Genomic DNA, 16786 nt, shown 5'->3' with positions numbered 1-16786 from the left:
GTCTACCTAAGTGACGCAGGGCACCGGCCGCCCCGAGCGGCGGCGCTTGTCAGGGTCCGATGAATTACGCAACAATGGCGTTGTGAAAAACGTCGGCGAGGCTCGGGAGACCCCCACGGGGGCCCCGCAGGAGGAGTTCGCGACCGGGGAGCGTTCCACGCGCAACCGGGTCGCGCGGTCCGTCCTGGACCACGGTCCTTCGACCGTCGCCGAACTGGCGGGGCGGCTGGGGCTCACCCAGGCGGCCGTGCGGCGCCACCTGGACGCGCTGGTCGCCGACGACGTCGTGGAAGCACGCGAACGGCGGGTGTACGGCGCGCGGACGCGCGGCCGGCCCGCCAAGGTCTTCGCGCTCACCGACTGCGGCCGGGACGCCTTCGACCAGTCCTACGACAAGCTCGCCGCGGACGCCATGCGCTGGATCGCCGAGCAGGAGGGCGGCCAGGAGGCGGTCGCCGCCTTCGCCCGGGCCCGCATCGCCGCGCAGGCGCGCGCGTACCGCCGGGCGATCGAGGCGGCCGGCCCCGACGAACGCGCCGAAGCGCTCGCCAAGGCGCTGAGCCTGGACGGGTACGCTGCTACGGCGCGCAGCGCACCGGTCGGTGAGCAGCTCTGCCAGCACCACTGCCCGGTCGCCCATGTCGCGGAACAGTTCCCCCAGCTGTGCGAGGCGGAGACGGAGATCTTCGCCGAGCTGCTGGGTACCCATGTCCAGCGACTGGCGACCATCGCCCACGGCGACGGCGTCTGCACGACGTTCATCCCCAGGATTTCCCAGACAGACAACGCATCCGCAAGCACGGCCGGGAGGAACCCCGCATGACTCTCCCCACGGAGACTGCCCACCCCGAACTCGAGGGCCTGGGCAAGTACGAATACGGCTGGGCCGACTCCGACGCGGCCGGTGCCTCCGCACGGCGCGGTCTGAACGAGGACGTCGTCAAGGACATCTCCGCGAAGAAGTCCGAGCCGGAGTGGATGACCAAGCTCCGCCTCAAGGGCCTGAGGCTCTTCGAGAAGAAGCCCATGCCGAACTGGGGCTCGGACCTCTCGGGGATCGACTTCGACAACATCAAGTACTTCGTGCGCTCCACGGAGAAGCAGGCGGAGTCCTGGGAGGACCTGCCCGAGGACATCAAGAACACCTACGACAAGCTGGGCATCCCGGAGGCCGAGAAGCAGCGCCTGGTCGCCGGCGTGGCCGCCCAGTACGAGTCGGAGGTCGTCTACCACCAGATCCGCGAGGACCTGGAGGAGCAGGGCGTCATCTTCCTGGACACCGACACCGCGCTGAGGGAGCACCCGGAGCTCTTCAAGGAGTACTTCGGCACCGTCATCCCGGTCGGCGACAACAAGTTCGCCTCGCTGAACAGCGCCGTGTGGTCCGGCGGCTCCTTCATCTACGTGCCGAAGGGCGTGCACGTGGAGATCCCGCTCCAGGCCTACTTCCGCATCAACACGGAGAACATGGGCCAGTTCGAGCGGACCCTGATCATCGTCGACGAGGGTGCCTACGTGCACTACGTCGAGGGCTGCACCGCCCCGATCTACAAGTCGGACTCGCTGCACTCCGCGGTCGTCGAGATCATCGTCAAGAAGAACGCCCGCTGCCGTTACACGACCATCCAGAACTGGTCGAACAACGTCTACAACCTGGTCACCAAGCGCGCCGTCGCCTACGAGGGCGCGACCATGGAGTGGATCGACGGCAACATCGGCTCCAAGGTGACGATGAAGTACCCGGCCGTCTACCTGATGGGCGAGCACGCCAAGGGCGAGACCCTGTCCATCGCCTTCGCGGGCGAGGGCCAGCACCAGGACGCCGGTTCCAAGATGGTCCACATGGCGCCGAACACCTCCTCCAACATCGTCTCCAAGTCGGTGGCGCGCGGCGGCGGCCGCACCTCCTACCGCGGTCTGGTGGAGATCGGCGAGGGCGCCGCGGGCTCCAAGTCCAACGTGCTGTGCGACGCGCTGCTCGTCGACACCATCTCCCGCTCCGACACCTACCCCTACGTGGACGTCCGCGAGGACGACGTGTCCATGGGCCACGAGGCGACCGTCTCCAAGGTCTCCGAGGACCAGCTCTTCTACCTGATGAGCCGCGGTCTGACCGAGTTCGAGGCGATGGCGATGATCGTGCGCGGCTTCGTCGAGCCGATCGCCAAGGAACTCCCCATGGAGTACGCGCTGGAGCTGAACCGGCTGATCGAGCTGCAGATGGAAGGCGCGGTCGGCTGACGACCGCCGCCGAGACAGCCAGCGAACACTGACGTAGGAAGAGAGCAGACCGACAGCCATGGCTGAGGCCCAGAACTCCCCCCAGTCCTCGACTCCGCTCGGACAGGGGGCGCCCCCACCTGTGGGCTCCACCACCGCAGGCCAGATCGCGGTGGCCGCGGAGTCGACCGTCGCCACGCGCATGAGCGCGCCCCCCTCCTTCGACGTGACGGACTTCCCGGTCCCGCACGGCCGCGAGGAGGAATGGCGGTTCACCCCGCTGGAGCGGCTGCGCGGCCTGCACGACGGCACCGCGACCGCCACCGGCACCGGCGTGAAGGTGGACGTCCAGGCCCCCGAGGGCGTGACCGTGGAGAGCGTCGGCCGCGACGACGCGCGGCTCGGCAAGGCCGGCACCCCGGTCGACCGCGTCGCCGCCCAGGCCTACTCCGCCTTCGAGCAGGCCTCGGTCGTGACCGTCCCCAAGGAGACCGTCCTGACCGAGCCGATCCGCATCGCGGTGCACGGCGAGGGCGGGGTCGCCTACGGCCACCAGGTCGTCGAGCTGGGCGCCTTCGCCGAGGCCGTCGTCGTCATCGACCACACCGGTGACGCGGTGCTCGCCGCCAACGTCGACTACCTCCTGGGCGACGGCGCCAAGCTCACCGTCGTCTCCGTCCAGGACTGGGACGACAAGGCCGTCCACGTCGGCCAGCACAACGCGCTGGTCGGCCGGGACGCCTCCTTCAAGTCGGTCGTCGTCACCTTCGGCGGCGACGTCGTCCGGCTGCACCCGCGTGTGACGTACGCCGGCGCCGGCGGCGAGGTCGAGATGCTCGGCCTGTACTTCACCGACACGGGCCAGCACCAGGAGCACCGCCTCTTCGTCGACCACGACGCCCCGCACTGCAAGTCGAACGTCGTCTACAAGGGCGCGCTCCAGGGCGAGGAAGCGCACGCCGTGTGGATCGGTGACGTGCTCATCGAGGCCAGGGCCGAGGGCACCGACACCTACGAGATGAACCGCAACCTGGTCCTCACGGACGGCGCCCGCGTCGACTCCGTGCCGAACCTGGAGATCGAGACCGGCGAGATCGTCGGCGCCGGCCACGCCTCCGCCACCGGCCGCTTCGACGACGAGCAGCTCTTCTACCTGATGGCCCGCGGCATCCCGGAGCACGAGGCCCGCCGCCTCGTCGTCCGTGGCTTCTTCGCCGAACTGGTCCAGCAGATCGGTGTCACCGACATCGAGGAGCGCCTGCTCGCCAAGATCGAGGAGGAGCTGGAGGCGTCCGTCGCATGAGCGGTGCCTTTGTACGCGTGTGCGCGCTGAGCGAGCTGGAGGAGGACACCCCCAAGCGGGTGGAACTCGACGGCACGCCCATCTCCGTGGTGCACACCGAGGGCGAGGTGTTCGCGATCCACGACATCTGCTCGCACGCGAACGTCTCGCTCGCCGAGGGCGAGGTCGACGACTGCCACATCGAGTGCTGGCTGCACGGCTCGCGCTTCGACCTGCGCTCCGGCAAGCCCGACAGTCTTCCGGCGACGCGTCCCGTCCCCGTATACCCCGTAAAGATCGAAGGGGACGACGTGCTCGTCTCCCTCTCCCAGGAGTCCTGAGGCACCCATGGCAACGCTTGAAATCCGAGACCTGCACGTCACCGTCGAGGCCGACAACGCCACGAAGGAGATCCTCAAGGGCGTCGACCTCACCGTGAAGCAGGGCGAGACGCACGCCATCATGGGCCCCAACGGCTCCGGCAAGTCGACCCTCGCCTACTCGCTCGCGGGTCACCCGAAGTACACGATCACCGGCGGCACCGTCACCCTCGACGGCGAGGACGTCCTGGAGATGTCCGTCGACGAGCGCGCCCGCGCCGGCCTGTTCCTGGCGATGCAGTACCCGGTCGAGGTCCCCGGCGTCTCGGTCTCCAACTTCCTGCGCACCTCCGCCACCGCGATCCGCGGCGAGGCCCCCAAGCTGCGCACCTGGGTGAAGGAGGTCAAGGAGACCATGGAGCGGCTCCACATGGACCCCTCCTTCGCCGAGCGCAACGTCAACGAGGGCTTCTCCGGCGGTGAGAAGAAGCGCCACGAGATCCTCCAGCTCGAACTGCTCAAGCCGAAGGTCGCGATCCTCGACGAGACCGACTCCGGCCTGGACGTCGACGCGCTGCGGATCGTCTCCGAGGGCGTGAACCGCGTCCGCGAGACCGGCGAGGTCGGCACCCTGCTGATCACGCACTACACGCGCATCCTGCGCTACATCAAGCCCGACTTCGTCCACGTGTTCGCCGACGGCCGCATCGCCGAGTCCGGCGGCGCCGAGCTGGCGGACAAGCTGGAGAACGAGGGCTACGAGGCATACGTGAAGGGTGGCGCATCCGCGTGACACAGCTGCCGGGCCTCCTCGACACCGAGGCGATCCGCAAGGACTTCCCCGTGCTGGACCGACTGGTCCACGACGGCAAGAAGCTCGTGTACCTGGACAACGCGGCGACCTCGCAGACCCCGCGCCAGGTGCTCGACGTGCTGTCCGAGTACTACGAACAGCACAACGCCAACGTGCACCGCGGTGTGCACGTGCTCGCCGAGGAGGCCACGGCGCTGTACGAGGGCGCCCGCGACAAGGTCGCGGCGTTCATCAACGCGCCGAGCCGCGACGAGGTGGTCTTCACGAAGAACGCCTCCGAGTCGCTCAACCTCGTGGCGAACATGCTCGGCTGGGCCGACGAGCCCTACCGGGTGGACCACGACACCGAGATCGTCATCACGGAGATGGAGCACCACTCCAACATCGTGCCGTGGCAGCTGCTGGCGCAGCGCACGGGCGCGAAGCTGAAGTGGTTCGGCCTGACCGACGACGGCCGCCTGGACCTGTCGAACATCGAGGAGGTCATCACGGAGAAGACGAAGATCGTCTCCTTCGTGCTGGTCTCCAACATCCTCGGCACCCTCAACCCGGTCGAGGCGATAGTGCGCCGCGCCCAGGAGGTCGGCGCCCTGGTCTGCATCGACGCCTCGCAGGCCGCCCCGCACATGCCGCTGGACGTACAGGCCCTGCAGGCCGACTTCGTGGCCTTCACCGGCCACAAGATGTGCGGCCCGACCGGCATCGGCGTGCTCTGGGGCCGCCAGGAACTGCTGGAGGACCTGCCTCCGTTCCTCGGCGGCGGCGAGATGATCGAGACGGTGTCGATGCACTCCTCGACCTACGCCCCCGCCCCGCACAAGTTCGAGGCGGGCACCCCGCCGATCTCGCAGGCCATCGGCCTGGGCGCGGCGATCGACTACCTGAACGCGATCGGCATGGACAAGGTCCTCGCCCACGAGCACGCGCTCACCGAGTACGCGGTGAAGCGGCTCGCGGACGTCCCCGGCCTGCGCATCATCGGCCCGACCACGGCCGAGGACCGCGGCGCCGCGATCTCCTTCACGCTCGGCGACATCCACCCGCACGACGTGGGCCAGGTCCTCGACGAGCAGGGCATCGCCGTCCGGGTCGGCCACCACTGCGCGCGGCCGGTCTGCCTGCGCTACGGAATTCCTGCGACCACGCGAGCGTCGTTCTATCTGTACTCCACGCCGGCCGAGATCGACGCCCTGGTCGACGGCCTGGAGCACGTACGGAACTTCTTCGGATGAGGGGCTGAGGCGTGAAGCTGGACTCCATGTACCAGGACGTCATCCTGGACCACTACAAGCACCCGCACGGGCGTGGTCTGAGGGACGGCGACGCCGAGGTGCACCACGTGAACCCGACGTGCGGCGACGAGATCACCCTGCGTGTGAAGTACGACGGCACCACGATCGAGGACGTCAGCTACGAGGGGCAGGGCTGCTCCATCAGCCAGGCCTCGGCCTCCGTGCTGAACGACCTCCTGGTCGGCAAGGAGCTGGCCGACGCGCAGAAGATCCAGGAGACCTTCCTGGAGCTGATGCAGTCCAAGGGGAAGATCGAGCCGGACGACGCGATGGAGGAGGTCCTGGAGGACGCCGTGGCGTTCGCCGGGGTGTCCAAGTATCCGGCCCGGGTCAAGTGCGCCCTGCTGAGCTGGATGGCCTGGAAGGACGCGACGGCCCAGGCGCTGGACGGCGCCGACGCCGAAAGGAAGACCGCATGAGCGAGACCGTGGAGATGAAGCCGGCCTCCGAGGAGGAACTCCGCGAGGCCCTGATGGACGTCGTCGACCCCGAACTGGGCATCGACGTCGTCAACCTGGGCCTGATCTACGGCATCCACGTCGACGAGGCGAACATCGCGACCGTCGACATGACCCTGACGTCGGCGGCCTGCCCGCTCACCGATGTCATCGAGGACCAGGCCAAGTCCGCCACGGACGGTCTCGTCAACGAGCTGCGCATCAACTGGGTCTGGATGCCGCCGTGGGGCCCGGACAAGATCACGGACGACGGCCGCGAGCAGCTGAGGGCGCTCGGCTTCAACGTCTGAGAGACCCTGCTTCCGGAACGGCGGAACGGAACGGCGGCACCCCCGGGTGCCGCCGTTCGGCTGTCCGGGCACGACCCTGTTTTCGCACACCCTCGTTATGTACGCTCGTACACATGGGATACCTGTTCCTGGCCGGAGCCATCGCCGCCGAAGTCGCCGGGACCACCGCCATGAAGTACAGCGAGGGCTTCAGCAGGCCGGTCCCCTCGGTGCTGACCGCGCTCGGCTACCTGATCTCCTTCGCGCTGCTCGCCCAGACCCTCAAGACCCTCAACGTCGGCACCGCGTACGCCATCTGGTCCGGCATCGGCACCGCGGCCATCGCCGTCATCGGCGTGGCCTTCCTGGGCGAGGGGATGACCCTCACCAAGGTCGCCGGAATAGCGCTGATCATCGTCGGCGTGGTGGTGCTCAACCTGGGCGGCGCGCACTGATGCCCCGGCGCTACGACCCCGGCCGGCGGCAGCGGATCATCGACGCCGCGATCCGGGTCGTGGGGGAGAAGGGCATCGCCGGGCTCAGCCACCGCACGGTCGCCGCCGAGGCCGATGTGCCGCTCGGCTCCACGACGTACCACTTCGCCACCCTCGACGACCTGCTGGTCGCCGCGCTGCGCCAGGCCAACGAGGGTTTCGCCGAGGCGGTCGCCGCACACGGCGCGCTGGCCGGCCCGGACCCCGACCTGGCGCGGGAACTCGCGGCCGCGATGGGGGAGTGGCTCGCCGGCGACCGCACCGGGGTCGAGCTGGAGTACGAGCTGTACCTGGCCGCGCTGCGCCGCCCCGCCCTGCGTCCCGTCGCCGCCGAGTGGGCCGACGGCCTCGCCGCCCTCCTGGCCCGCCACACCGACCCCGTCACCGCGCGCGCCCTGGTCGCCCTGGTGGACGGCATCTGCCTCCAGGTGCTGCTGACGGGCGGTTCGTACGACGAGGAGTACGCCCGCGAGGTGCTGGCTCGGGTGATCCCACCGAGGTCGCCCGGCACGTGAGACAGGGTTCGCTCCCGCACCCGCTGCCACGTTAGGTTTTCCCCATGACCGACACTGCTCCCCGCACCACCGGCGCCGTCGCCGCCGGACTCGCCACGATCGCCGCCGACGGCACCGTCCTCGACACCTGGTTCCCCGCACCCGAGCTGACGGACGAGCCCGGCCCGGCCGGTACCGAGCGGCTGTCCGCCGAGCGCGCCGCCGAACTGCTCGGCGGCGGCGCGATCGCGGCGACCGGTCCGGACGCCCGCCGGGGCGTCGAGGTGGTCGCGGTCCGCACGGTCATCGCCTCGCTCGACGAGAAGCCGGTCGACGCGCACGACGTCTACCTGCGCCTGCACCTGCTCTCCCACCGCCTGGTCAAGCCCCACGGCGTGAACCTGGAGGGCCAGTTCGGCTTCCTCGCCAACGTCGCCTGGACCTCGCTCGGCCCGGTCGCCGTCGACGACGTCGAGAAGGTGCGGCTCAACGCCCGCGCCGAGGGCCTGCACCTCCAGGTGACCTCCATCGACAAGTTCCCGCGCATGACGGACTACGTGGCCCCCAAGGGCGTCCGCATCGCCGACGCCGACCGGGTCCGGCTCGGCGCGCACCTCGCCGAGGGCACCACCGTGATGCACGAGGGCTTCGTGAACTTCAACGCGGGCACCCTGGGCACCTCCATGGTCGAGGGCCGCATCTCCGCGGGTGTCGTGATCGGCGACGGTTCGGACATCGGCGGCGGCGCCTCCACCATGGGCACGCTCTCCGGCGGCGGCAACGTGATCATCTCCATCGGCGAGCGCTGCCTGATCGGCGCGGAGGCGGGCGTGGGCATCGCGCTCGGCGACGAGTGCGTCGTGGAGGCCGGCCTGTACGTCACCGCCGGCACCCGTGTCAGCATGCCCGACGGGCAGATCGTCAAGGCCCGCGAACTCTCCGGCGCCTCCAACATCCTCTTCCGCCGCAACTCGGTCACCGGCGCCGTCGAGGCCCGCCCGAACAACGCGGTCTGGGGCGGCCTCAACGAGGTTCTGCACAGCCACAACTGACGCGGCGAGCGCCGGATCGCGCGAGGCGCCCTCCCCACGCCGGGGGGCGCCTCGCCCCGTCTACGGCGCCACCGAGCCCGCGAACCGCGCGAGGGCCGCGAAGTCGCTCTCGCGCAGGCCCACGCGGGGATCGACGTGGTGCAGGAGAGCCGGGCCGGGGTGTTCGGCCCTCACGTACTCCGTGTCGGCCTCGCTCTGCTCGTCGTCCACCCAGGCGAACGGGCGGCCCGCCGCGTACGCCACGATCGCCTCGGTCTTCCAGTGGACCCCGTCGGGGCGCAGGGCGAACAGGCCCGCGCCGAAGTCGACGTACGGCAGCTCGGGCAGTCCGACGACCGGGGCGATCCAGCGGTTCGCCGCGTCCATCCAGGTGGTGGCCCAGCACAGCTCGTAGCCGAGACCCAGCAGTGCCGGGCCGTGCGCAGGGTTCAGCCAGACGCGCAGCGCCCGGCCCGGGTGCGGGGACGCCCGGATCGTGGTGTAGCCCCCGGGCCGCCGTTCCGGCTGCGCGGCCCAGGGGTTGAGGGGGCCGTCGACATCGAGGAAGAGCAGGGGGCGGCTCACAGGGCCAGCGTACGGCTCAGGGCGCCGAGGACGTGAGCCGTTCGTAGGCCGCCAGCAGGCCGTCGACCGTCTCGCGGGCGGCGGGCCGCAGCGGCGCGCGGACCGGGCCCGCGGGCAGACCGAGCGCGCCGAGCAGGCCTTTGACGGTGACCGCGCCGGGCAGCCCCGAGGCCATCGTCGACTCGATCAGCTCCGTGGCCTGTTGCTGTGCCCGGGCCGCCCGCGAGGTGTCGCCCGCGTCGAACGCGTCCAGGACGGCGCGCAGCCGGCCGGGGACGAGGTTCGCGACCGTGCTGACGTATCCGGCGCCGCCGACCGCGTACAGGGCGAGGTTGTGCTCGTCGCAGCCCGCGTAGAACGACAGGTCCGTGCGCGCCAGCAGCTTCTGGACGCCGAGGAAGTCGTAGGAGCAGTCCTTGACCGCGACGATCCGGGGGTGCTCGGCCAGCCGCAACAGGGTGCCGGGCTCGATGCGGGTGCCGGTGCGGGCCGGGATGTCGTAGAGCACGAGCGGCAGCCCGGAGCTGTCCGCGACCGTGCGGAAGTGCGCCTCGACCGCGTCCTGCGGGGGTCTGCTGTAGTACGGCGTCACGACCAGCACGGCGTCGGCGCCGGCCTTCTCGGCGGCCAGGGCGAGTTCGACGGTGTGCCGCGTGTCGGACGTGCCCACGCCCGCGACGATCGCGGCGCGGTCCCCGGCGGCCTCCCGGACGGCCCGTACGAGTTCCGCCTTCTCGGCGTCCGTGGTGGTCGGGGACTCGCCGGTGGTGCCGTTCAGCACGAGGCCGTCGCATCCGCCGCTCACCAGGTGGTCCGCCAGGCGCTGGGCGCCGTCGAGGTCGAGGGCGCCGGCCGGGGTGAAGGGCGTGACCATGGCGCACAGGGCGCGGCCGAAGGGGCGGCCGGGACGGTCGGCGCTCGCCGCGCTCGCCGTGCCCTGCGCGTTCTCCGCGCTCTCTTCGCTCGGGGAGGTCGTCGTCATGGAGACAGTTTCGGCAGCCCTTCGATGAAGCACCACTTAATTCTTCTACCCGGTATTTATAAGCGATGCTGGAAAGACAGTGTGCTGTGTCCAAAGTCGGCGGGATGGGTCACCATGGGGGAGAAGGTCACTGACGGGCAGCTCATGGGAGGCGTCATGAAGCTCGGCAAGGCACTGGCCACCGGAGTCGCGCAGGAGGAGGAGCAGCCGCGGGCCGCCGAGGAGGAGACTCCCGTACGGATCGTGGCCGTGGAGGTCCCTGAGGAGTCGCAGACCACCGCGTCCGAAGAGGTCCCGGCCGCCCGATGAGGCTGCGGCTGCCGACGGAACGTCCGACGGAGCCGCCGACCGGTTACAAGATCGCCCACCCGGTGCTGTCGCAGGACGGCACCCGGGCCGGGTTCACCGGAGTGTCGCTCGGCGGCGCGCTGCCGTACGGCGTCGTCGCGGACGCCGGCTGCGTCTACGGACGCCGCCACCGGCCGCCCGCCCGCCTGTGCGACTGCGGCTTCCACTGCGTGCACGAACGTGTCGTGGCCGAGGAGCTGTTGTGCACGGCCGAGCACCGGGCCGCCGTCCTCCTGGAGGTCTCGGTCCTCGGTTCCTACATCCGTTTCGAACGCGGCTACCGCTACGCCCGCCAGCGGGTGCGGACCATGACGGTCGGGCCGTGCGCGTGCGGCGCGCCCGCCGTCGCACTGGCCGACGCGGGCTGGGGCAGGCCCGGCCGGCGCGCGCTGGCCGCCGCCTGCGGGGGCTGCGCGAGCGGCCGTACGGCCGTGACCCTCGCCGGGTTCGCCCGGCTGGCCGGAGACGGACTGCGGGTGGTGGCCGGGGCTCCGCCGGCCGGTGCGCCCCCGGTGGCCGCCGTCACCGGGGGCGCACCCGCGCCGCCGTCCGCTCCCGCGGGGGCCGGTGAACTCGGCCTGCCCGAACTCGCCGCGGAAGCCGCCCTGTTGCAGGCCCGGCTCGACTGGTTCCAGACCCAGCTGGCCCTGCTCGGCGAGCGCGGGCCCGGCGGCACGGGCGAGGGGTAGCCCAGGCGCCCGAGGGGTACCCGGTCGTCCCGGACCGAGAGGAGGCGGGACACCGTGACCGGGACCATCGATGCCAGACCCGTCCGAACGCAGCATGCCGTGGCGGCCGTCCGCCCCGAGAGCGACCGGTCGGTGGGCGAACTCGTCCATGACGCCACGGAACAGCTCTCCCTGCTGGCACGGCAGGAAGTGGCCCTCGCCAAGGAGGAACTGGCCGCGAAAGGCCGGCGCATGGGGCGGGGCGGCGGACTGCTGGGCGCCGCGGGTGCCGTCGCGTACGTCGGAGTGTTCGCGCTCGCCGGTACGGCCGTCGCCGCGCTCGCGCTGGTGCTGCCCGTGTGGGCCGCCGCGCTGATCGTGACCGGCGCGCTGTTCGCGATCGCGGGCGTCCTGGCCCTCACCGGGCGCGCTCAGTTGCGCCGCGCCGGGCCGCCCAAGCCGCAGGAGGCGCTCGGCAGCGTCAAGGCGGACGTCGAGGAACTCAAGGAAAGGGCACACCACCGATGACCGACAGCAGGCAGGGGGCGGGCGGCGGGGCCGCACGGGCCCTCGGCGCGAAGGGGCCGGACGAGTTGCGGGAGCAGATCGAGCGGACCAGGAGCCGCCTCGGCGACACAGTCGAGGAACTGGCGGCGAAGGCCGACGTGAAGGGCCGTACCAGGGCCCGGGCAGCCGATCTGCGGGACCGGGCCGGGGCGATGGGCGTCCAGTTGCGCAGCGGCGCCGCCCAGGCCGGTCACCGCGCGGAGGAACGGGCCGCCCGCGCCCTGCGGCACACCCGGCACTCCGCCTCAGGGCCGGTGAGCGACGCGGCGCGGGCCTGCCGGCGCCATCCCCGGCCGTTGCTGCTCGTGGGCGCGGCGGGAGTGGCGGTGCTGACGGCGGGGCTGCTGAGGCGGCGGCGCCGGGCACACATCTGCTGACGGGGCGGTGGGCGTACCGGGCCGGCCCCGGGCGGGGCGGCTTCCTTCGTCCCGGCCTTGACCTCAACCTTGGTCGAGGTCAGAGAGTGGGGGCGTCCGCGTCAGACGCCGATCAGCGAAGGGCCGCCCCGATGAGTCCCGTACCCCGTACGCCCCGCCGCACCAGCACCCACCCCGACCTCGGCGATCCGCGGGTCGGCGCGCCCTTCTTCAGCACCTGGCGCGTGGGGACGCCCGACCGGCAGCGGCAGACCGTCGACGCCGTCGCCGAGGCCTGGGGCCGGCGGCCCTGGCCGGCGGACGGCCTGCTCTCCTACCACGTCTACGCGGGCGAGGACGGCTCGACGCTGCTCCACCACTCGCAGTGGGCGAGCGAGCAGGCGTACGAGGCGTTCGTACGGACCCTGCGGCAGGAACGGGTCGACGAGATCGACACCGCCGTGCCCGGGATCGAGCGCCTCGGCCTCGGCCGCTACCGCTACTACCGCGGCGCCTCGGCCGGACCGGACGAGCGGGTCCCCGGGTGTGTCGTCATCGTCGAGGTCGAGTTCGACGGCCCCGACGCGGACCGGCAGCGCGCCTGGGCCGACGCGGTCCTGGAAGCCCTGGCCGCGGAGCCGGCGCCGCACCCCGCAGGGATGGCCGCCCACTTCCACCTGAGCACCGACGGCAGGCGTGTCCTGAACTACGCACAGTGGGAGAGCGCCCAGGCGCACGCCGACGCCCTGGCGGCTCCCGGTGCGGGCGTCGGGTCGGCGAGCGCGCAGTGGCAGCGCGTACGGAACTGGCCAGGGCTGAGGAGCAGCACCGTCAGGCGCTACGAGCACGCGCTCGGCCTCGTCCCCGCCTGAAGACGGCCGGCGGGGACGAGGCCGGGCGGGCGGCGCCCGCTACGGGCAGAACCGCAGCACCTGCGGGTCGTGGTCGCTGATCTGGTCGTGGAACTCCGAGTTGATGTGCACGCTGTCGTACGCGAAGCGCCGGCCGTGCCGGATCGACGGGCTGACCAGGATCTGGTCCAGGACCTGCGCGTTGCCCTGGTAGTCGTACGTGTACCGCTCGCTCGCGGGCAGCGACTTGATCGCCGACCACAGCTCGCCGCGGCCCTCCAGAATCTTCGCGGTGCCGGAGAACTCGAAGTCGTTGATGTCGCCGAGGGCGATCACGTCCGCGTTCCGCTGGACCTTCAGGATGTCCTTGACGAAGGAGTTCACCTCGGCCGCCTGGAGGTGGCGCTGGGTCTCCGAGCTGCGCACCGGCGGCTGGTACTGCGAGGTCAGCCCCTGGTCGCCGCCCTTGGAGGCGAAGTGGTTGGCGATCACGAAGACCGTGCGGCCCCGGAAGACGAACTCGCCGGCCAGCGGCTTGCGGCTGGACTTCCACGCCTCGCTCGCCGGGTCGACGCGGCCCGGTGAGGCCGTCAGGGCGGCCCTGCCGTGCACGCGGGTGACGCCGACGGCGGTCGTGGAGGTGCCGCCGGGGCGGTCGGTGAAGGAGACCCGGGCCGGGTTGAACAGGAAGGCCTGGCGGATGTTGCCGCCGGGCTCGCCGCCGTCCTGGTCGTCCACCGGGTCGATCGAGCGCCATTCGTAGCGCGGGCCGCCCGCGGCGACGATCGCGTCGATCAGCTTGGCCATCGTCACGCCCGCGGTCACCGTGCCGTCGTCGGTGGCGCCGTTGTCGTCCTGGATCTCCTCCAGGGACACGATGTCGGGCGAGCGGAGGTTGTTCACGATCGCGGAGGCGTGCGCGGCGAAGGTGGTGTCGGACGGGTCCAGGTTCTCCACGTTGTAGGTGGCCACCGCCAGCTCGTCGCGGGACTGCGCGCGGGTCGACTCGCGCCGCAGGCCGCCGCTCTCCAGCGGGCCGAGCCGGTTCGCGACCAGCGTGTAGCCGCCGAACTGGTTGTAGTCCAGGGGGCCGGTGGTGGCGCCCGTGAGAGTGTCGCCGACGTTCGCCACCGGGAAGTCGGCGGTGGCGCCGAGCGACTGGATCTGGAGGCGGCCGGTGTTCTGGGAGTCGTAGGAGCCGTACACGGTGCCGCCGCGCCGGGTGGCGTGCTCGTGCGGCTTCACCGTGACCCACAGCTCGGTGTACGGGTCGGTGGCGGTGACCACGCGGGCGTCCGTGACCTGGACGTTCATGCCCTCCAGGGACTCGTAGTAGTCCAGGGCGTAGCGCGAGGGGCGCAGCGGCAGGGCGTTGACCGAGCCGTTGGCCGCGCTGTCGCCGGCCGGGGCGTAGGCGGCCGGGACCGCCTTCGCGTCGACGACGACCGGGGCCGGGACGGCGTTGCCGGAGGAGAGCACGGTGACGGCGGGCTTGGTGATCTCGGTGACCGACTGGTTGCCCGAGGAGGTGCCGCCGGGGACGTACTCGGAGACCGTGCCGGTGACCGTGACGGAGTCGCCCACAGCCACCTTCGGGGCGGAGCTGGTGAAGACGAACACGCCCTCGCTGGTGGCCGGGTCCGCGTCAGGGTCGGGGTCCTGCATCCAGAAGCCCTTCGAGGCGCCGTAGGGCCGGACGCCGGTGACGATTCCGGCCACGTCCGAGACCCTCTGGCCGGCGTACGGGGAGATCCGGGTGGTGCCCTGGATGTCGTGGATGCGCACGGAGTCCGCGTGCGCGGGCGCGGGCAGGACGATCATCTGGGTGAGTGCCGCCGCGGAGCAGACGGCGGCGACGGTCAGCGCGGCGAGGCGCGCGGAAGACTTGCTCGGCAACGGAATCCCTCCGGGGACGTACAGGAGCGCCGGGACGAGGGTGGAGCGTGGAACCGGGTGCCGCGACCGGTGGGCGGCGCGGCGCGCAGAGCAGTCGGTGAACAGCTGTCCCTCGAATTTCTACGCGCGTCAATCTCCTGCGCGGCCAGGGGGGTTGTCAAGGTTTCGGCCATGTACGGACGGCGTCCGGGAGATGAACCGGGCGGCATGGGTGGAAATCCGTCTAGGCTGAGCGGTTGAGTCGTCAGGCTTTTCGGCCCGGGGTGCCGAACCCCCGGGTCACCAGGTCCGCTAGGAGAACCAGCCGATGTCAGACACGTCCCCGCTGCCGCCGGTGCGGCTGGCTCTTGAACCGGAGCTGGCCCGGGACGCCCTCGCCACCCCGCTCCTGTCCCGGGCCGCTCGGCTCGCCCGCTGGGCCGGCCCCGGGACCCGGGTGGACGCGGGCGGCGCCCTGGTACCGGAGCAACTGCCCGCCGCTGCCGGGGAACTGGGGCTGAGCGGCGACGACGCGGCGGCCTGGGCGAGCGAGGCCTGGCGGACGGCCGTCGACACCGGCCTCGTCGAGATCACCGACGAGGAGGAGGGCACCGTCACGGCGGGCGCGGAACTGCGGCTGCTCACCGGCGGCTCGCCGCACGACGTCCTCACCGTCTGGCTGACCGCGCTGGAGGCCGTCCTGGCCGACGCGAGCGTGCCCGACCTGGACGGCCTGATCGACGCGATGGACGAGGGCGGCGCCGTCGACCTCTCCACGCTGGAGTGGGACCCCCAGGCCGAGGCGGAGTTCCTGGACGGTGTGCTCGCCAACCTGTACCTGCTGACCGTGGGCGAGGAGGGACCCGCCGGTGCACCGGTGCCACTGCCGGCGCTGGCCGCCTCCATGATCGTGCCCAGCGACATGGGGGAGCCCACCGACGACATACTGGAACAGGTCTCCGACGCGATGATGCGGCTGGACGACCAGTTCCGGCTGCTGGAGCCGGTCGGGCTCGTCGACTACCGGCCGGTGGACGAGGCGCTTCTGGAGGACGCCGGGGACGCCCAGGACGCCGGGGACTTCGGTGACCCCGGCGACGGCGGGAGTGCCGGGGGCGCCGGGGAGCCGGCCGCCGGGACGACGGTGTCCGACGACGAGGTGGAGGTCGCCCGCTACGGCATGGTGCGGCTCACCCCGCTCGGGCTGTACGGCATGCGCGCCCGGCTCCTGGAGGCCGGCTTCGACGCCCCGGCCGTCGGCGACCTCGCGGACAAGGGAGCGGACGCGCTGCTCGACGGCACCGCCGGCTTCCCGCCCGCGGCCGCGCACGCCGAGACCGAACAGTGGCTGGCGCGCCGCGAGCCCCTGGCCGCCGCGCGCGAGCTGCTCGCCGCCGCGCGCGGCACGGACGCCGGGGCCCCGCTGCGCCGGCTCCGCTGCCAGCAGGCCCTGTCCCTGGTGGGCGCCGTGGCCGAACCGGCGCTGCGCGAGGTGCTCGACGACGCCGAACTGGGCGGGCTCGCCCGGGTCTGGCTGACCGAGCGCGGCCTTCCCGACGTGCCCCCGCCCACCCAGGACATGGTCTTCTGGCTCACCATCGACACGGTGGCCGCGCAACTGGCCGCCGAGGGCGAGTCCGACGAACTGCACGCACTGGTGCAGGGCCTGGCCGAGCAGCACAGCGGCTTCTTCGCCGCGGCCTGGCGGGTGGACCACCCGCACACGGCTGACGTGCTGGAGGCGATGGGGCGGCTGCACCCGGACAAGAAGATCGCGAAGGAGGCCCGCAAGGCGGCCTTCAAGGCGCGCTCCGCGCACGGCGGTTGACCGCACCGGGGCGCGATTGATTCGTTCGCCCCTGCCGCGGCGTCCCTCCTGG

The 16786-nt window shown here is 71.6% G+C and carries 20 protein-coding genes; 17 read left to right on the top strand and 3 right to left on the bottom strand.

All coding sequences use genetic code 11. The annotated features are described in order from the left end of the window. Positions 1–82 precede the first annotated feature (82 nt). From ACFC02_RS20340 to dapD, 11 genes are all read left to right on the top strand, one after another. On the top strand, positions 83–823 hold the full coding sequence (locus ACFC02_RS20340) for a helix-turn-helix transcriptional regulator (protein ID WP_376358849.1): 741 nt from the start codon (positions 83–85) through the stop codon (positions 821–823). Then, positions 820–2241, top strand: coding sequence for a Fe-S cluster assembly protein SufB (gene sufB / locus ACFC02_RS20335; RefSeq protein ID WP_376358846.1), 1422 nt, complete (start codon positions 820–822; stop codon positions 2239–2241). Before ACFC02_RS20340 ends, sufB begins: the two co-directional genes overlap by 4 nt. Positions 2242–2299: 58 nt before the next feature. Next, complete coding sequence (sufD, locus tag ACFC02_RS20330; protein ID WP_376358843.1) at positions 2300–3523, top strand: Fe-S cluster assembly protein SufD; 1224 nt, start codon at positions 2300–2302, stop codon at positions 3521–3523. Next, entirely contained in the window at positions 3520–3843 is a 324-nt protein-coding gene (locus ACFC02_RS20325) for a non-heme iron oxygenase ferredoxin subunit (RefSeq protein WP_360962584.1), read from the top strand. Before sufD ends, ACFC02_RS20325 begins: the two co-directional genes overlap by 4 nt. A 7-nt stretch (positions 3844–3850) precedes the next feature. Further along, positions 3851–4615: a Fe-S cluster assembly ATPase SufC gene (sufC, locus tag ACFC02_RS20320; RefSeq protein WP_037860799.1), complete on the top strand. Its 765-nt coding sequence runs from the start codon at positions 3851–3853 to the stop codon at positions 4613–4615. Beyond that, on the top strand, positions 4612–5868 hold the full coding sequence (locus ACFC02_RS20315) for a cysteine desulfurase (RefSeq protein WP_376358838.1): 1257 nt from the start codon (positions 4612–4614) through the stop codon (positions 5866–5868). The genes sufC and ACFC02_RS20315 overlap by 4 nt, the downstream gene beginning before the upstream one ends. A gap of 11 nt (positions 5869–5879) precedes the next feature. Continuing rightward, positions 5880–6347, top strand: a complete 468-nt coding sequence (gene sufU / locus ACFC02_RS20310; RefSeq protein ID WP_360962577.1) for a Fe-S cluster assembly sulfur transfer protein SufU — start codon at positions 5880–5882, stop codon at positions 6345–6347. Next, positions 6344–6676: a metal-sulfur cluster assembly factor gene (locus tag ACFC02_RS20305; protein ID WP_102928049.1), complete on the top strand. Its 333-nt coding sequence runs from the start codon at positions 6344–6346 to the stop codon at positions 6674–6676. The genes sufU and ACFC02_RS20305 overlap by 4 nt, the downstream gene beginning before the upstream one ends. Before the next feature lie 113 nt (positions 6677–6789). Continuing rightward, positions 6790–7110 (top strand): DMT family transporter, encoded by a 321-nt coding sequence (locus tag ACFC02_RS20300; protein WP_376358833.1) that lies wholly within the window; start codon positions 6790–6792, stop codon positions 7108–7110. Next, the gene (locus tag ACFC02_RS20295; protein ID WP_376358830.1) at positions 7110–7664 is read left to right on the top strand and encodes a TetR/AcrR family transcriptional regulator; all 555 of its coding nucleotides are present in this window, start codon (positions 7110–7112) and stop codon (positions 7662–7664) included. Before ACFC02_RS20300 ends, ACFC02_RS20295 begins: the two co-directional genes overlap by 1 nt. A gap of 44 nt (positions 7665–7708) precedes the next feature. Beyond that, positions 7709–8695 (top strand): 2,3,4,5-tetrahydropyridine-2,6-dicarboxylate N-succinyltransferase, encoded by a 987-nt coding sequence (dapD, locus tag ACFC02_RS20290; protein WP_376358827.1) that lies wholly within the window; start codon positions 7709–7711, stop codon positions 8693–8695. Positions 8696–8755: 60 nt separating this feature from the next. Here dapD and ACFC02_RS20285 read toward each other — a convergent pair whose 3' ends face one another. Next, complete coding sequence (locus tag ACFC02_RS20285) at positions 8756–9259, bottom strand: hypothetical protein (RefSeq protein ID WP_376358824.1); 504 nt, start codon at positions 9257–9259, stop codon at positions 8756–8758. A 16-nt stretch (positions 9260–9275) separates the two neighbouring features. Beyond that, complete coding sequence (gene dapA / locus ACFC02_RS20280) at positions 9276–10241, bottom strand: 4-hydroxy-tetrahydrodipicolinate synthase (protein WP_376358822.1); 966 nt, start codon at positions 10239–10241, stop codon at positions 9276–9278. A gap of 114 nt (positions 10242–10355) precedes the next feature. Here dapA and ACFC02_RS20275 point away from each other — a divergent pair, with 114 nt between their 5' ends. The 5 genes from ACFC02_RS20275 to ACFC02_RS20255 all read left to right on the top strand — a co-directional run bounded on the left by ACFC02_RS20275 (position 10356) and on the right by ACFC02_RS20255 (position 13052). Continuing rightward, complete coding sequence (locus ACFC02_RS20275; RefSeq protein ID WP_376358820.1) at positions 10356–10550, top strand: hypothetical protein; 195 nt, start codon at positions 10356–10358, stop codon at positions 10548–10550. After that, positions 10547–11278 (top strand): hypothetical protein, encoded by a 732-nt coding sequence (locus tag ACFC02_RS20270; protein ID WP_376358817.1) that lies wholly within the window; start codon positions 10547–10549, stop codon positions 11276–11278. The genes ACFC02_RS20275 and ACFC02_RS20270 overlap by 4 nt, the downstream gene beginning before the upstream one ends. 54 nt (positions 11279–11332) lie before the next feature. After that, a complete protein-coding gene (locus ACFC02_RS20265) occupies positions 11333–11785 on the top strand; it encodes a phage holin family protein (RefSeq protein WP_376358814.1) in 453 nt (150 codons plus the stop codon). Further along, on the top strand, positions 11782–12201 hold the full coding sequence (locus ACFC02_RS20260; RefSeq protein ID WP_376358811.1) for a DUF3618 domain-containing protein: 420 nt from the start codon (positions 11782–11784) through the stop codon (positions 12199–12201). Before ACFC02_RS20265 ends, ACFC02_RS20260 begins: the two co-directional genes overlap by 4 nt. A gap of 131 nt (positions 12202–12332) precedes the next feature. Continuing rightward, the gene (locus tag ACFC02_RS20255; protein WP_376358808.1) at positions 12333–13052 is read left to right on the top strand and encodes an antibiotic biosynthesis monooxygenase; all 720 of its coding nucleotides are present in this window, start codon (positions 12333–12335) and stop codon (positions 13050–13052) included. Between the two features lie 39 nt (positions 13053–13091). On the opposite strand, the gene ACFC02_RS20250 is transcribed toward ACFC02_RS20255, so the two are convergent. After that, positions 13092–14927 carry an endonuclease/exonuclease/phosphatase family protein gene (locus ACFC02_RS20250; RefSeq protein WP_376358805.1) on the bottom strand — a complete coding sequence of 612 codons (1836 nt, stop codon included), beginning with the start codon at positions 14925–14927 and terminating at the stop codon, positions 13092–13094. 307 nt (positions 14928–15234) lie between these two features. Between ACFC02_RS20250 and ACFC02_RS20245 the strand changes: the two genes are divergently transcribed. Continuing rightward, entirely contained in the window at positions 15235–16734 is a 1500-nt protein-coding gene (locus ACFC02_RS20245) for a hypothetical protein (RefSeq protein WP_376358802.1), read from the top strand. The last annotated feature ends 52 nt before the right edge of the window (positions 16735–16786 follow it).

Origin of the sequence: Streptomyces sp. NPDC056160, assembly GCF_042268205.1 — a bacterium.
GTDB lineage: Bacteria > Actinomycetota > Actinomycetes > Streptomycetales > Streptomycetaceae > Streptomyces.
This window is presented reverse-complemented; position numbering and strand designations above follow the sequence as displayed.

Bases quoted from the DNA above. Each gene is read 5' to 3' on its own strand.
- sufB (WP_376358846.1), top strand. From the start codon at position 820: ATGACTCTCCCCACGGAGACTGCCCACCCCGAACTCGAGGGCCTGGGC.
- sufD (WP_376358843.1), top strand. From the start codon at position 2,300: ATGGCTGAGGCCCAGAACTCCCCCCAGTCCTCGACTCCGCTCGGACAG.
- ACFC02_RS20325 (WP_360962584.1), top strand. From the start codon at position 3,520: ATGAGCGGTGCCTTTGTACGCGTGTGCGCGCTGAGCGAGCTGGAGGAG.
- sufC (WP_037860799.1), top strand. From the start codon at position 3,851: ATGGCAACGCTTGAAATCCGAGACCTGCACGTCACCGTCGAGGCCGAC.
- ACFC02_RS20305 (WP_102928049.1), top strand. From the start codon at position 6,344: ATGAGCGAGACCGTGGAGATGAAGCCGGCCTCCGAGGAGGAACTCCGC.
- ACFC02_RS20300 (WP_376358833.1), top strand. From the start codon at position 6,790: ATGGGATACCTGTTCCTGGCCGGAGCCATCGCCGCCGAAGTCGCCGGG.
- ACFC02_RS20295 (WP_376358830.1), top strand. From the start codon at position 7,110: ATGCCCCGGCGCTACGACCCCGGCCGGCGGCAGCGGATCATCGACGCC.
- dapD (WP_376358827.1), top strand. From the start codon at position 7,709: ATGACCGACACTGCTCCCCGCACCACCGGCGCCGTCGCCGCCGGACTC.
- dapA (WP_376358822.1), bottom strand. From the start codon at position 10,241: ATGACGACGACCTCCCCGAGCGAAGAGAGCGCGGAGAACGCGCAGGGC.
- ACFC02_RS20275 (WP_376358820.1), top strand. From the start codon at position 10,356: ATGGGGGAGAAGGTCACTGACGGGCAGCTCATGGGAGGCGTCATGAAG.
- ACFC02_RS20270 (WP_376358817.1), top strand. From the start codon at position 10,547: ATGAGGCTGCGGCTGCCGACGGAACGTCCGACGGAGCCGCCGACCGGT.
- ACFC02_RS20260 (WP_376358811.1), top strand. From the start codon at position 11,782: ATGACCGACAGCAGGCAGGGGGCGGGCGGCGGGGCCGCACGGGCCCTC.
- ACFC02_RS20255 (WP_376358808.1), top strand. From the start codon at position 12,333: ATGAGTCCCGTACCCCGTACGCCCCGCCGCACCAGCACCCACCCCGAC.
- ACFC02_RS20245 (WP_376358802.1), top strand. From the start codon at position 15,235: ATGTCAGACACGTCCCCGCTGCCGCCGGTGCGGCTGGCTCTTGAACCG.